The organism is Xanthomonas vasicola pv. musacearum NCPPB 4379, assembly GCF_000277895.2.
Lineage (GTDB): Bacteria > Pseudomonadota > Gammaproteobacteria > Xanthomonadales > Xanthomonadaceae > Xanthomonas > Xanthomonas vasicola.
Window position 1 is genome coordinate 1,669,788 of the sequence record NZ_CP034655.1, and the last position, 14,604, is coordinate 1,684,391.

Here is a 14,604-nt window from a genome sequence, read left to right on the forward strand (position 1 = left end):
CCGGTGGCTTTTGCGGTGGCGCTGTGTGTCGCGTTGGTGCTTGCAGTAGCGTTTGCAATGGGCGTGACAGCGACGGCCGGGGTTGCAGCCAGCACCGAATGCGGCGCGCTTCCGATCAGCAGCGCGCAGATCAGCGATGCGAGCGGGCGCCTGCGAAAAGAGTGCATTACTGCGAAACAGCGAGCAGCAGGAGTCATGTCGGTTTATCTCGATACGGCTAAAAATCGCATTTCCATTAATGGAATAAATGCGGTCAGGTCGTGCCTCGGCTCCCCTGTGCGTGTCGACGCAGCCGATGTTGGCAGTGCGTCTGCACCGGCAACAGCCAGAGTTAAGAGTGGGAGCTCAGTGCCTGCAATGCCTGCGACCGATGGTGCCTGCGTGACACGCCGCACAATTTACGACGTGTTGGCCCAGTTGCGTCTTGCACGCGAAGTTTTCCGCAGAAAATCTTCTGCGAAATTCGGCAAGAGCGGTCATATTGATTGAAATAACCCATCACGATGCGTCGCGTTTCTTCGCATCTGGTGCTGCTTTCAATCGCGGGCGTCTCGCTATTCTTACCGCCTGCCACGCATGGGGAAGGTGCCTGCGTTGTTGCCACGCAACGTTTTGCAATGCATGACATGACTGGCGGTCGTGCCCGCGCCGCGATCATGTAAAACGGCGCACTGTCGTTTGCAAGGTTCCGCGCAGCAGTCTGCGCTGCTGCGCGGCTCGGTGCTGCGCCGATCTACCAGCGATACGCCACCGACATCTGGTATTGGCGCCCGGCAATCGGCCGTCCCATGAAGACACCACCGGTGGCCGCACCAGGCACGCGCACGTTGCCTTCGGTCAGGCCCAGCGTGTCGGTGACGTTGCTCCCGCTGGCGGTCACTTCCCAATGCTCGCCCACATGCAGGTTGGCGCCGATATCCAGCATGTCGTACGAGGGCAGGCGCTGGCTGTTGGCCAGATCCGCGAAGCGCTCGCCAATGTACGAATAGGTGGCAAACACCTTGAGATCGCCGAACGGCAGCATCCAGTAATAGCTGGGCGTGATGCGGAACTGGCGCTTGGGCTGGCGCATCACCTGGTTGCCGGTGAACTCGCGATAGTTGCGGTATTTCGCATCTAGCCACACCCCGGTGCCAGCCAGTTCGAAACCGCCGAACGGCCGGATCGCGCCTTCCACTTCCAGGCCGCGTGCGCGCGAATCGCCCACCGCGGTGAAATTCTGCCCATTGGCCAGAAACGCCTGGAAAGGCGAATTCTTGAAGGTGTTGTAGAACGCGGTGAGATACAGGTCGTATGCACTGGTGCCGGACTTCAAGCCCAGCTCGTATTGATCCACGTCCTGCACGCGGGTCTGGCCATCGCGCAGGTTGTCGAAACCGGGAAACTTCACTCCGGAGTTGACCCGCGCAAACAGGCTGTTGTTCTGATCGAGCGTGAAATTCAGGCCGGCCGTCCACGAGAACGCTTCATCGTCCTGATCGATGCGCCGCGTGGTTGCCAATGCCAATGAGGTGGCGTTGTCGTACAGCGTGGCTGGGTTGCCATCCAGATCCACGGTGGCGGTGTCGTGCACATCGCCGGTGACGCTCTGGCGTTCATAGCGCGCGCCCAGGTCCAGGCGCAGACGCTCGCTGAGCTCCCACTCGTCGGCAACGAAGGTGGCGATATTTTCGCCGTTGTATTTGGCGCGCAGGTTGAGGAACGCGGTGCTGGTAAACCCCTGGCGCGTGGGCTGGCGGCCGTCGTCCAATGCCACATCGATGCGGCGCGCGTTGTTTTGCGCGGTGAGCAACATGGTGTTGCCCAGGTACCAGGTGTCGGCAGAGGAATACTTGGCGTAATACGCGCCCACGGTCAGCGTGTTGCCGGCAAACAACTCGCGGCTCAGACGCAGGTCGTTGGTGAAGGAGTTCAACCGTTTGTCCACCGACCACCAACCGGCTTCGAGCACCTGCTGATTGGGGTCCACCGCGCCGCCGCCATTGGTGTAACTGGCGCTACCGCTGCTGCCGTAGCTTGCAATGAAATCGTCCAGGCGTTGCGGCGCGTCTCCGGTAAATAGCGCATAGGTCGGCGCGCTGCCGCTCATCACGTTGAAGCGGTCAGCCACGGTCCAGCCGCCGCTCTCCCAGTTCCATTCGCCGCCGACCACATCAATGTTGACGCCGCGCCCGTCGGCCAGATCGCGTCGCAGCGTCTGGCCATTGGGTCCGACCAGCAGATCCACATTGCGGAAGTCGCGGCCAAGCAGGGTGCCGGTTTGCGCATTCAAGCCGGGAAAGCTGGAAAGATCGTTGCCGTTGTTGCGCGAGAGCAGCGGAATCGCGGTATAGAACGCGTTGTTATCGTCGGTGTGGCGCGCGTAGAACGACAACTCGCCGCTGTCCCAACGCTTGCTCAAGGTGGCGCTGAACTGGCCGCCTTTGTCGGCGGAAAACTGCGGGTCGCGCACGCCGTCGGTTTCGCGGAAGAAGCCGCCCACGCTGTAGTACCAGCCATTGCCCATCGGCCCGCTGTTGAACACATCGATGCGGCGCAATGCGTTGTTGCCACCGGTCAGGCGCACGCTGCCTTCGGGTTCGTCCTGGCCTTTTTTCTGGATGAAATTGACGGTGAGGCCGGGCTGGCCGTTGGAAAAGATCGGGCTGGAACCACCGCGCAACACTTCCATGCGCTCAACCGTATCGTCGACGCGGAATAGCGTGGAATTCTCCAGGAACGACAAGGTCGGCGGTGGGAACAGCGGCGAGCCATCCAGTTGCATGGTCACGAACGGCGCATCGCCTTCCGAAGGCATACCACGCACGAAGATATTGGCACCGGTCCCGCCGCCGCTGGGCTCAGCCCACACGCCAGGCACGATCTTGAGCAGGTCGGCGGTGCTCTGTGGGACCGCTTGCTGGATCTGTTCCGGGCTGGCCGTGGTGATCGAAAAACTGGCATCGCGTTTGGCCAGTCCTTTGAAGCGCGCGGTGCCGCTGACGATGACCGCATCCAGCGTGGTGGCGTCCTGATTGCCCGCTGCAGGCGTAGCGGTCTGCGTGCGGCCATCCGGTGCCAGCAGCACCGCAGCGACGGCGAGCGAAAGGGTGTAGCGGGGTGATGAAAAACGCATGCGCAAGGCTCCTTGTCTTAAGTGCAAGAACGCTGTCGAGTCACGCAGTGGTGTGCATGCATCGCCAGTCAGTGCACGCGCGCGCCCGCGCTATCGCGTCGCTTGTGCCCCCTGTCGGCGCAGTGCTAATGAAGTTTTAACCCCAGATGCGCCACAGCCTGTTGTGCGACGCAGCAGCTGCGGTCTGCACTTGTTGTTTGACGGTACGGCTGTGTTTGCCTGTGCTGTGGCGGCGATCACATCTTGTGCGTTGGGTTGACGCGCGCAGCGACGAATACGATTACGGGCCTCAAGCAGCAGCGATGCAGCCCACGCTGCCGCGTGAGGTCTGCAACGCAAATAAAAGGCCGCCCGAAGGCGGCCTCGCTTCCAGTCGGCGGGGGGGGGGGGAGAGTCCGCTGTCAGAAGAACAAGCGCAAGCCGAACGACGCGCTGCGGCCAGGCAGCATCACGTCATCCTTGAGGAAGGAGGTGTGCACGCGTGCGTCCTGGTTGGTCAGGTTGTTGCCGTCAAGGAACACTTCCCACGCATTGCTGCCGCGATCCACGTGATACGCCAGATGCGCATCGACGAAGGTGTAGCCGTCGGTCGGGGTTTCGTTCACTGCCACCTTGTCCTGCTTCATGGTGCGTGTGGCACCGAGTGATGCGCGCCACTGCTGCGCATTCCAGCGCAGCTGCGCACCGAAACGGCCCGGCGCGATACGCGGCAGGTTGCCGCCATCGTTCAAACGTGCACGCACTGTGTCGCCGAAGACGCGCAGGTCCCACGCGCCGTTGTCGTTGTTGGCCAGATGGAAGGTGGCCTCGCCTTCGAAGCCGTGGAAGGTCGCATCGGCCTGCGTCCACTGGCGGATCGGCAGGAAGTCATTGTCTTCTTCGTTGAACCACTGGCCGCCGGTGTCGACGATGTAGATGAAGTCGTTGTAGCGGTTGTAGTACGCAGCCACCTTGGCATCCACCCAGTCGTTCTGGAAATTCAATCCCAGCTCGGCCTGATTGGCCTTCTCGGTCTTCAGATCGGCGCCGCCGACTTCGAAGGCGAGCGTGGCGATGTGCGGGCCGTTGGCGAACAGTTCTTCTTCGGCCGGCGCGCGTTCGGCGTGGTCAAGATTTGCGGTCAGACGCCATTGCTCGTTGAAGCGGAAACCACCGCTGGCCGAGACGCTGGTCGGGGTGAAATCGCGGTCCACACCGATATCGGTCTGGTACTTGACTTTGTCCACACGCGCGCCGAATTCGGCGGTGACGCGTTCCCAGTTGTTGCGTGCCACGGCGAATGCGCCGAGCGAGCGCGTATCGGTCTTGGGTACGAAGGATTCTTCGCCCACTGCCTGGAAGGTGCTGTCGCTGCCCTGCAGGCCGAATGCGGTCTGCCAGCCGCCGCCAAACCTAAACGAGGCCTCCACGCGGCCTTCGTTGGCGCGCTTGGTGAACACGGTGCCGATTTCTTCGCCTTCGAACTCGGTATGTGCGTAAGCGGTATGGCCGAAGCTGTAACGCAGCGCGCTGCCTTCGCCCCACGGATCGGTCAGCCCGCCCTTGAGGTCGTAGCGGTCCTGCTGCAGTTTTAGCGAGACGCCGCGCTCGCCGATGGACGGGTCGCCCGGCTCGCCGGGGTTGCCGTAATTGTCGCGGAAGCGCGACGCCGACAGGCCGACAAAGCCCCAGTCGCCGGACAGCGACGCACCGATCGAGCCCACCTTGGAATCGACCCAGCTGTTGAGCTGACGGCCCTGCGGCGTGTCGTAGTCGTTCTGGTTGCGATACACGCCATCGGCATGGATCGACAGCCCGCTGCCATTGCCGGCATCAACGCGGAACATGTCGGTGTTGCCGTCCTTGTCGCCGCCGTCGACGCGCACTTCGGCGCGCCCGCTGAAACCGTCCACCGGCGTTTCGGCAATGCGCCCGTCGACCACGTTGACCACGCCGCCGATCGCGCCGGAGCCGTACAGCAGCGTCGATGGGCCTTTCAGCACTTCGATCTGGTTGGCCAGGAACGGCTCAATCGCCGGGGAATGGTCCTGGCTGACGGTGGACACGTCTTGGGTAGACAGGCCGTCGCGCAACACCGCCACGCGCGGGCCGTCCAGGCCGCGGATGATCGGCCGGCCCACGCCGGGGCCGAAGTTGGAACTCTGCACGCCGGGCAGGCTGGCCACGGTTTCGCCCAGGCTCGAACTGCGCACCTCGTCCAGGCGCTCGCCGGCCAGCACTTCCACCGGGCGGCTCAACGCACCGGCCGCATCGCGCAGCGGGCTGGCGGTGACCACCACCTTGTCCAGATCCTTGATATGCCGGCCGCTGGAAGGGCTGGCAGCGTGGCGCGTGTCCGAACTGGGCGGGGTCTGTGCATCGGCAACGAGCGGAGCGTCCTCGGCCATGGCCAGGGCAGGGGTCAGCAGACTGGTCAGTGCCAGCGAGAGCGCGGAGCGGCGGAACGAGAGATCGAAACGTGCAGGCATGGTGGGCGGGACTCTGTAGTTGTTACTGTGTATCAGTGATAAGGCGCAGCTTGCCTGCTGCGCCGGCGGCGAGCCTCACCGCTGCGCGATGCAGTGGTGCGGTGCTGGAGTAGTAAGATGTTATATTATTCCACGTCGCCACGAGCACCTGCTGGACCTCATGCCCCTACCAACCCTTCGCCATCTTCTCGACCGCTTCGGCGCTACCGGGTCGCTGCTGTGCGCCGTGCACTGCGCGGTATTGCCGCTGGTGCTGGCCCTGGCGCCTTCGCTGGGCTTGTCGTTCTGGCTGGGCGATGGGGTGGAACTGACCATCGTGGTGTTCGTGACGCTGCTGGGCCTTTTCAGCCTGGTGCTCGGGTATCGCCGGCACAAAGCGCTGCACGCGCTGGCATTGCTGCTGCCTGGCCTGGCGCTGCTATGGGTGGGCCTGTTGTACGACCCGCTGCATCACTCGGTGATGCCGCATGCAGTGGTGATGACGCTGGGCGGCGCCCTGGTCGGCATCGCGCACTTGGTCAATCTGCGCCTGAATCACGGGCACGGCCATGTCCACGACGCCAGCTGCGCGCACTAGGTATCTGTAGCGAGGTGGTTGCGTCGCCGCCAGGCCGATGCGTACAGCGGAGGTCAGCGACGTCTGCCACCCGCACCGTCGGGCTGCTCTGCGGCTTCCACCCGCAGCCGATCACAGTCCACAACTGCGTGCATCGCTCTGGAGTCGATCAGCTCCGCAAGGCGGTCGGCCGCTACGCGCGCCGGGGGCCGCCGTGGTAGGCTTGTCGGCCTTGCGCGAGGGCGCCGCCGGTGAACTTCGCCAGACCCGTGCCAGCACGGGAATTTGTATTCACATTCAGGAGTCGACGAAATGGGTAAGGGTGACCGTAAGACCGCCAAGGGCAAGCGCTACAACGCCAGCTACGGCAATTCGCGTTCGCACGCGGTGAGCAAGGTTGTCGTGGGTGCAGCTGCCCCGGTTGCCAAGAAGGGCGTGGTCAAGGCCCCGGCCAAGAAGGCTGTCGCCAAAAAGACCGTCGCCAAGGCCAGCTGATCCCAGCTCGCTTCGCGACACCCAAACGCGGCGCTTGCGCCGCGTTTTTCTGTTTTGCAGACCGGTGGTTTACGCTCCCGCACGGCCCATCAATGTGCGCCCCAGGTGTGCGGGATGCCGGCGGCGATACGCGTTAGAAGCGATCGATGACGCTGATGCCGAGGTCGCGCGTAGCGTCCATGCCGATCAGCACCGCAATGGCCTCGTCCAGGCACACCCTTCTGCCGATGAGCCGTTGTGGTGCAATCTTCCCGGCCTGGATCATCGCCAACATGGCATCGTACCGCCACGCCTGCATTCCGTGGCTGCCGTAGATCTCCAGTTCGTGGCCGATCACCTGCGCCATCGGGATCCTGGGCGTGGCGTGTTCGCCCAGCATCAGCCCCACCTGGACATGACGGCCGCGCCGCCGCAGGTTGCTGATGGAGTTGAAACAGGTCGTCGGGCTGCCGAGCGCATCGATGGAAACGTGCGCGCCGCCCTTGGTGATCTCGCGAATCGCCTCCACCGTGTCGTCCGCTTTCGACGCGTTGACCGTTGCGACCGCGCCGCATTCGACGGCGAACGCCAGCTTGTCGTCGAAAATGTCCACCGCAATCACCTGCGCCCCCAGTGCCGCTGCGATCATCACTGCGGAAAGCCCGACGCCGCCGCAGCCATGGACCACGACCCATTCGCCAGGGCCGGTTCTGGCTTGATCGACCACGGCCCGAAACGAGGTGGCAAACCGGCATCCCAGGCTTGCCGCCGTCGCATCGTCGATGCTTTCCGGCAGTCTGACCAGGTTCGTCTCGGCAAAATCGATCGCGACATATTCGGCGAACGATCCCCATGCGGTGAAGCCGGGCTGGAACTGGTTCGAGCATACTTGCTGATTGCCGTCATGGCACTGCGCACAGCGCCCGCACCCGGACACGAACGGCACGGTGACCCGGGTGCCGATCGCAAAGCCCGAGATGCGTTTTCCCATGGCGACCACTTCGCCGGCGAACTCGTGTCCCGGCACGTGCGGCAATGCGATGTCCGGATCGTGCCCCATCCAGCCGTGCCAATCGCTGCGGCAGATGCCGGTGGCTGCCACTTTGATCACCACGCCGTCCTCGCTTGGGGTCGGGTCGGGGAGCTGCAGAATTTCCGGGACCTGTTCAAAACGCTCGAAGTGCATTGCACGCATACATAACCTCGGGAAGCAGCACGATGAAGAGGAGATCTGCCGCGCTGCACCGCTGGCGAGCGGTGCGGCAGCTTGTGTGCGTAGGAGCGTGGTCCTCGCCGCTGTTTCCTGACAAGGTCTGGAGCTACGACGTCGACGCGCGCTCTGCAGCGGGAGCAGCAGGCGCCGGCACGGTCAGCAACTGCTCGGCCAGGCCGCGGTAGATCGGCGTCTTGCAGACCAGCCCGGAGACTGCGCGCGCGATCAGCACGGTGGCCAGGATCGGCAGCAGCATCTGGCTGGTGTCGGTGAGTTCCAGCGAGATCACCGCCGAGGTCAGCGGCGCCTGGGTTACGCCGGTGAGATAGGCGCACATGCCCAGCAGCACGAAGGTGCGCGGGTCTACGCCGGGCATCAATACCGACAGGTTATGGCCGATGCCGGCACCTACAGCCAGCGCCGGTGAAAACAGACCGCCCGGGATGCCGGCCAGATACGAGACCAGATTGGCGATGAGTTTCATCATGCCGAACTCGTGGCCGACGACCGCATGCCCCTGCACCAGGCTGCGCGCCTGCTCGTAGCCGGTGCCGAAGGCACCTTGCCCGAACACCAGCGCAAGCCCGACCAGGGCAAGGCCGCACAACGCAGCCAGCAGCACCGGATGCCGCTGCCGCAGCGCGCCCAACCAGCGCGGTTTACCGCTGACGCTGGCCAGCACCAGCCGCGCGAACACGCCGCCGAGCAACCCTGCCACGCTGCCGCATAACGCAATCGCCAACCACGCCTGACCTAACGGCAGGGCCACCGCCACTTTGCCGAAATAGGTGTAGTTGCCCAGCAGACCCAGCGACACCACGCCACCGACGATCACGGCGGTGAGCAAGGTGCCGGAAAAGCGGTGCTCAAAGCGCCCGCTCAGTTCTTCGATCGCAAACACCACGCCGGCTAGCGGCGTATTGAATGCGGCCGCGATACCGGCGGCGCCACCGGCGAGCAGAAAGTGCGAGAGCTCGCGCGGGTCGCGAAAACCGAACCAGCGCCCGAACACATGCATCAGGCTGGCACCAACGTGCACGGTGGGCCCTTCGCGCCCCACCGATGCGCCGCCGAGCAGCGACAAGGTGGTCAGCGCGAGCTTGCCGACCGAGACGCGCAACGAAAGATTGCTGTCGCGAAACGCGGGGTCGGGATGCTCCAGCGCGGCAATCACCTGCGGGATGCCGCTGCCGCGCGTGGGCCGTAGCGCACCGGAGGTGAGCCAGGCAAGCAGGGCGAAGATGCCCGGCGTCAGCAGCAATGCCCACCAGATCGAGTGCGCGGTAATGCGCTGGAACAGGTGGAAGGCCGCGTCGCTGGCCTTGGCGAACACGATCGCCACCAGCGCTACCGCAATTGCGCCGCCCCACAGAGCAGCGCGACGACGCCAGCCTTCGCTGGATAACAGCGGCCGCAAGCGACGCGGCGGGGGATTGGAATCAGACATCGCACTATTGTCGCACTGCCTGGCGGCAACAGTGTCTGCAGCGATCCACATTCCCGTGTTGTTTCCAGCGTCGGCGCGTGCCGGCGGCAACTCGAAACAGCGTGTTTATGCGGCTATATCGACGCTGACGCGGCAATTACATGCATGCTCGTCAGCGCTGCTGAAGATGTCTGGGGTGTCTACGTGGCGCCAGCTGACGGCGGCACGCGCAAGGCCGGCAGCAAGGTCGCCGGATTGCCATCGTTGGGCGCGGCGGGGATGCCCAGCAGCCGGGTCATCAGCGCATAGACATCCACATTGTCGAACCCTGGCAGTGTCTTGCCCTGCGCCAGGTCCGGGCCTTGCGCCAGGAATACCGCGCGCATCGACGGCAACCCCGGATCGAAGCCATGCGAGCCACGCGTGTCTTCCTGCGCACGTTTGGCGAGTTTGTCGGGAAACAGCGCATCCCAGCCTTCATGCATCTGGCACACGATCGGCGGAATCCGCGGATGGCTGCCGTAATGCCAACGCGCTGGCAGTTCTGCCTTGCGCCAGCAATCGTAGCGCGTGTGTGTGCCGAGCACGCTGGCCTCGGCTGCGGCCTGCTGGCCGGGCATTGGCTGGAAACCGATCACCTGGCCGTCGGTGACGGCGGTGGCCATCCGTGGCGGTGCGATCTCTTCCACGCTGATCGCATGCCCCGGCGCAACCTCGGCCATGCCGTGATCGGAGACCACGATAATGTTGGTGCGCGCGCGGGTGCCGTCGCGCTGCATGCCATCCAGCAACTTGCCGATGGCCGCATCCACTGCGCGCGCAGCGTCGGCGTATTCGCGCGATTCAGGGCCGTGGTCGTGGCCGGCTTCGTCCACGTGTTCGAAGTACAGCGTGACCAGGCGATTGCGCTGGGCGCCGTCTGTCTTCAACCAGTTCCGCACCGCAGCCACGCGCGTGTCCAGGCTCACGCCTTCTTCGTAATGGCGCCACTGCGACGGGCGCACGCCGTTGATCGCCGCCTCGCTACCTGGCCACGACCAGGTCGCCGCATGCTGGCCGGTCTTTTCCACGCCCACCCATACCGGTTCGCCACCCCACCAGCGTGCGTCGCCCACCGCGTCGGGTTTGCTCAACCAAAAATCTCCAAGCGCCGGGTCGCGCATGCTGTTGTGCACGATGCCGTGGTGATCCGGGCGCAGGCCGGTGACCAAGGTGTAGTGATTGGGGAATGTCAGCGACGGATACGAGGGCGTCATCCAGCGCGCACGTACGCCCGCATGCGCCAGTTGCGACAGATTGGGCGTGAGGCCGCGATCGAGCATGTCGGCGCGCAGGCCGTCGATGGAGATCAGCAACAAGGTATGCGGCGCGCTGGCCGATGCGGTGTTCGCCGCCGCAGTTGGCAACTGCGTGGGCGCGCTGCGCGAGGATGGCTGGCTGCTACAGGCCGCAAGCAGGGCAAACGCCGCTGCGGCAATTCCAAAACGTCGGTCGATCATGGCGGTAGTTTACGGCGCAGTGGTGACGCCGCGAAGTCAGCCTGCGGATATAGGGGCGAACAGATCGTCGGCGCGCGCGGCGCTATGCGGCGACCAACCTTCCAGCTGCAACAACGCCTGCTTGGTCGGCAGGCCGCCGCCGAAGCCGGTCAACGCGCCATTGGCACCGATCACGCGATGGCAGGGCAGCACGATCGGCAGCGGATTGCGCCCGTTGGCCGCACCCACTGCGCGGCTCGCGGCGGGCTTGCCCACTGCCTGCGCAAGTTGCGCGTAGCTCCAGGTCTGCCCGAACGGAATCTGCGCCAGCGTGCGCCAGACCGTCAGCTGAAATGGCGTGCCTGCAGGCGCCAGCGGCAGATCGAAACTGCGTCGCCCGCCATACAGGTAATCAAGTAACTGTTCGCGTGCTTCGCGCACCAGCGGCGCATCTGGGTCGTGCAACCAGCGCGCACGGCCGATGGCGTCGTAGCGGTTCTGCGCGAACAGGATGTGGTGCACGCCGGTGTCGTCGGCGGCCACGCTGAGCGCGCCAATTGGTGAGGGAAAGGTGTCGTAGTGCAGTGTGCTCATGCGCGGGTGTCCTTACGGTCGTTGGCCAGATGCCACAGGTGCAGCACGGCGTAGGCGCGCCACGGGCGCCACGCCTGCGAGCGCGCATCAGTGGCGCGTTCGCTCAGGCGCCCGGGCGCGCCGAGCACCTGCTGCAGGATCAAATCGCCAGCCGGAAACGCATCCGGGTGCGACAACGCACGCATAGCCACGTAATGGGCGGTCCATGGACCGATCCCGGGTAGCGCGGTGAAGGCGGCAATGAAGTCGGGCAAGCGCTGCCCGGCACCGAAGTGCAGCCGGCCTTGCGCGCAAGCCGATGCCAGCGCACGTAGCGTGGCGGCGCGCGCACGCGGCAGCCCAAGCTGTTCCAGCGGCGCGTCGGCAAGCTGTTCGGGTGTGGGGAAACTACGATTCAATCCGGGCGGCATGTCGGCATGATGGCCGCCGTGACGGTCGACCAGCCGCGCCGCGAGCGTCGCTGCGCCAGCCACGCTGATCTGCTGGCCCAGCACCGCACGCACCGCCACTTCGAAGCCGTCCCAGCCACCGGGCACGCGCAGGCCGGGTCGGCGCGCGATTGCCTCGGCCAACAGCGGTTCCGGCGCGAGTGTGGCGTGCACGGCTTGCAGGTCTGCATCCAGATCGAACAGCCGGCGCACGCGCCGCACGATCTGCGGAATCTGGCGCGGGTCGGTGGCGCCGATGCGCAGCAGCAGTTCCGTGCGCTGCGCCGCCGCGCTGACTTCGATCACGCTGGCACTGCCCGGCGGGCCGATCACGCGACGGTAGCCGCTGGCATCGACCTGCTCGATCCCCGTGATCGCACGGCGCTGCAAAAACGCCAGCATCGCCGGCAGATCCAGCGGCGGGCGATAGCCCAGGCGCAGTGTCAGTTCGCCGCCCGGCACCTCGGCGCGCTGCTTGCGCAAGGCCGACGGCGGCATGCCGCAACCCTGCAGAAACGCTGCGTTAAAACGCCGCAAGCTATTGAAGCCAGCAGCGAGCGCGACTTCGGTGATCGGCAAAGCGGTTTCGGTGAGCAATTGCTTGGCCAGCAGCAAGCGATGCGTGCCGTGCACCTGGATCGGCGTGGCACCCAATTGCTGCACGAATTGCCGCTGCAGCTGGCGCGCACTCAAGCCCACCGCATCCGCCAGCGTCTGCACCGGCTGCTCCTGCAGCGCGCCGTCGGCAATCATCGCCAGCGCACGCTGCACGCTCTCTTCGCCCAGATGCTGCTGCGCCTGCGGCGACAGCTCGGGCCGGCAGCGCAGGCATGGCCGGTAGCCGGCAGCGCTGGCCGCCGCGGCAGTGGGGTAGTAACTGATATTGGCCGGCTTCGGCGGCGGCGCCGGACACACCGGGCGGCAATAGATGCCAGTGCTGCGCACGGCAGTGAAAAACAGCCCGTCGAAGCGCGCATCGCGCGCCAGGCGGGCGCGATCGCACTGGGTTCGGTCGGGCGTTGCGGTCTGCATGGCACCAGTCTATGCGCTCGCCACCGCACCGGCTGGCCGTTTTCGGACAGGGTTGCGGCGGGCCTGCGCGTTTATGGCTTGGTCAACCCATTGGCCCATTCAGCCATAGACTGCGGGTGATCTCCGTCGCGGTCAGTGCCCCACATCATGTTGAAATTGGTTTGCCTGTCACTTGCCTGTTTGCTGCTGCTGGCCGCCTGCGATCGCTCGGCGACCTCCGCCGATGCGGCAGTTGCGCAGCAGAACGGTGCAGGGCAGGCGGGCGATGGCGACCATATGGTGTCGGTGGATACGCCCGACCCGATACCGCCGCCGCGCCCGCGCGCGCATGCCGGCGAGGCGGGATGGCCGCAGGCGGAGTTGGAGTCTGGCCAGGCCTGGATCAGCTGTGCGACCGATTACAGCCGCGAAGCCGGCGACGGCACGCTGCTGCCGGCACTGGACCGGGCCAGCGTGGAAGCGGCGCTGGCGCCATGCCGCGAGACCGGGCTGGTACGGGTGCGCTACGCCGGCAAGATCAACGCCGGGTTTGCGGCGCTGGTATGGCGGCTGGCCTCGGTGGCTGAGCAGTGGAAGTTGCCGCATCGCATCCTGGATCTGGATTCCAGCGGCGGGCAGGTGGAGGCGGCGATCCGCGCCGGCGACACCATCGGCGAATCCAACTGGACCATCTGGGTGCGCGAAGGCTCGATCTGCCATAGCGCCTGTGTGTTCGTGCTGGCAGCGGGCGACAACCGGCTAGTGGCCGGCAAGGTCGGCATCCACCGCATGATGCGGATCAGCTCCAGGGCCACCTCGCGCGCCGAGCTCAATCGTGAGCTGCGCGAGGTCTACGGCAACGTCAAGGATTATCTGGAGCGCAACGGCGTGGCAGTGGCGGTGGCCGACTTGATGATGACCGTGCCCAACCGCAGCCTGCGCCTGCTCACGATGGAAGAACTGCGCGAATATGGCCTGGATGGCACCAACGCCGTGCAGGACGATCTGGAACGCATCCGCCAGATGCGCAAGTGCGGCGATGCCTTCGTGCGGCGCAAGGACGCGTTTCTGGTCGCCTTCGATCAGAAGTGCAAGGGCGAGGGTGCGGACCTGGACGCAGTCAATGCCTGTGGGTTGGCGCTGAAGCAGCGCTTCGGCTTTCCGGATGCGGCCTGCCCGGACGAAAGCCCGCTGGCCGAAACCGATGCCGCTGCCCTGCCGCCGGCCAGCCCGGCGGCCGAGACGCCGACCGGTGAGGCGGAGAACGGCAAGGTGCAGGCTGGCCAGGTGCAGAGCGGTCAAGCGCCGGCGAGCGATGCCCAGAACGTTGCCGCAGGCAGTGGTGCGCCCACTGCCGAGCCGGACGCCGCGCCAGCCCAGGATGCCGCCCAGGCCGACCCGCAGCCAGCGACCCACCCCGAAGGCTGAATGCAGTGACGGGCTTCACGCGTATCGCACTACGCGCTGCCTATCGTCGCTGCATCACAACCGAGCCGGGGGGCGTATGCGAGGCAAGACCAAGGGTGTGTTACTGGCATATCTACCGTCGGCGCTGTTGGTGCTGGTCGGCTTCGGTGTAGCCGAGCTACTGCGTCTGGCCGCTGCCGCCATGCACGAACAATGGCCGGCGACAGTGGCAAGCTGGCTGAGTCTGGTCGCGCTGATTGCCGCAATTGCGCGCGCTTTTTGGGTCAGCTGGCGTCTGTGGCGGCCGCGTGCTGTGGCGGCCATGCCACCGGCTCCGGGAGGCGAGGTCTAAGTTCAATTAGAAAGCGGCTATTGTGGTTGCCGACTGCGGAATGGCGCCGCCCGGGTTCAGTGCGTGGCACTTCCATAACTTT

12 protein-coding genes are annotated in these 14,604 nt (G+C 65.2%); 5 read left to right on the plus strand and 7 right to left on the minus strand.

Annotated features, from left to right (window positions below; genetic code table 11):
• Positions 1-3: 3 nt before the first annotated feature.
• Positions 4-489 carry a hypothetical protein gene (locus KWO_RS22925; RefSeq protein WP_227479782.1) on the plus strand — a complete coding sequence of 162 codons (486 nt, stop codon included), beginning with the start codon at positions 4-6 and terminating at the stop codon, positions 487-489.
• Between the two features lie 244 nt (positions 490-733).
• On the opposite strand, the gene KWO_RS07865 is transcribed toward KWO_RS22925, so the two are convergent.
• Complete coding sequence (locus tag KWO_RS07865) at positions 734-3,115, minus strand: TonB-dependent receptor (RefSeq protein ID WP_010377433.1); 2,382 nt, start codon at positions 3,113-3,115, stop codon at positions 734-736.
• 401 nt (positions 3,116-3,516) lie between these two features.
• The gene (locus KWO_RS07870; protein ID WP_017113084.1) at positions 3,517-5,583 is read right to left on the minus strand and encodes a TonB-dependent receptor; all 2,067 of its coding nucleotides are present in this window, start codon (positions 5,581-5,583) and stop codon (positions 3,517-3,519) included.
• Between the two features lie 160 nt (positions 5,584-5,743).
• Here KWO_RS07870 and KWO_RS07875 point away from each other — a divergent pair, with 160 nt between their 5' ends.
• On the plus strand, positions 5,744-6,160 hold the full coding sequence (locus tag KWO_RS07875) for a MerC domain-containing protein (protein WP_010377436.1): 417 nt from the start codon (positions 5,744-5,746) through the stop codon (positions 6,158-6,160).
• A gap of 291 nt (positions 6,161-6,451) precedes the next feature.
• The gene (locus KWO_RS07880; RefSeq protein WP_003487537.1) at positions 6,452-6,634 is read left to right on the plus strand and encodes a 30S ribosomal protein THX; all 183 of its coding nucleotides are present in this window, start codon (positions 6,452-6,454) and stop codon (positions 6,632-6,634) included.
• A 133-nt stretch (positions 6,635-6,767) separates the two neighbouring features.
• Here the strand turns inward: KWO_RS07880 and KWO_RS07885 are convergent, their stop codons facing one another.
• The 5 genes from KWO_RS07885 to KWO_RS07905 all read right to left on the minus strand — a co-directional run bounded on the left by KWO_RS07885 (position 6,768) and on the right by KWO_RS07905 (position 12,784).
• Positions 6,768-7,808: a zinc-dependent alcohol dehydrogenase family protein gene (locus tag KWO_RS07885; protein WP_010377437.1), complete on the minus strand. Its 1,041-nt coding sequence runs from the start codon at positions 7,806-7,808 to the stop codon at positions 6,768-6,770.
• A 124-nt stretch (positions 7,809-7,932) separates the two neighbouring features.
• Positions 7,933-9,324, minus strand: a complete 1,392-nt coding sequence (locus KWO_RS07890; protein ID WP_017113085.1) for a chloride channel protein — start codon at positions 9,322-9,324, stop codon at positions 7,933-7,935.
• Between the two features lie 128 nt (positions 9,325-9,452).
• Positions 9,453-10,751, minus strand: a complete 1,299-nt coding sequence (locus tag KWO_RS07895) for an alkaline phosphatase family protein (RefSeq protein ID WP_017113086.1) — start codon at positions 10,749-10,751, stop codon at positions 9,453-9,455.
• 36 nt (positions 10,752-10,787) lie between these two features.
• Positions 10,788-11,324, minus strand: coding sequence for a methylated-DNA--[protein]-cysteine S-methyltransferase (locus tag KWO_RS07900; RefSeq protein WP_010377444.1), 537 nt, complete (start codon positions 11,322-11,324; stop codon positions 10,788-10,790).
• Positions 11,321-12,784, minus strand: a complete 1,464-nt coding sequence (locus KWO_RS07905) for an AlkA N-terminal domain-containing protein (RefSeq protein WP_010377447.1) — start codon at positions 12,782-12,784, stop codon at positions 11,321-11,323. Before KWO_RS07905 ends, KWO_RS07900 begins: the two co-directional genes overlap by 4 nt.
• Before the next feature lie 147 nt (positions 12,785-12,931).
• Here KWO_RS07905 and KWO_RS07910 point away from each other — a divergent pair, with 147 nt between their 5' ends.
• Both KWO_RS07910 and KWO_RS07915 read left to right on the plus strand, forming a co-directional pair.
• Positions 12,932-14,191 (plus strand): COG3904 family protein, encoded by a 1,260-nt coding sequence (locus KWO_RS07910; protein WP_010366917.1) that lies wholly within the window; start codon positions 12,932-12,934, stop codon positions 14,189-14,191.
• Between the two features lie 76 nt (positions 14,192-14,267).
• Positions 14,268-14,522 carry a hypothetical protein gene (locus KWO_RS07915; protein WP_010377450.1) on the plus strand — a complete coding sequence of 85 codons (255 nt, stop codon included), beginning with the start codon at positions 14,268-14,270 and terminating at the stop codon, positions 14,520-14,522.
• The last annotated feature ends 82 nt before the right edge of the window (positions 14,523-14,604 follow it).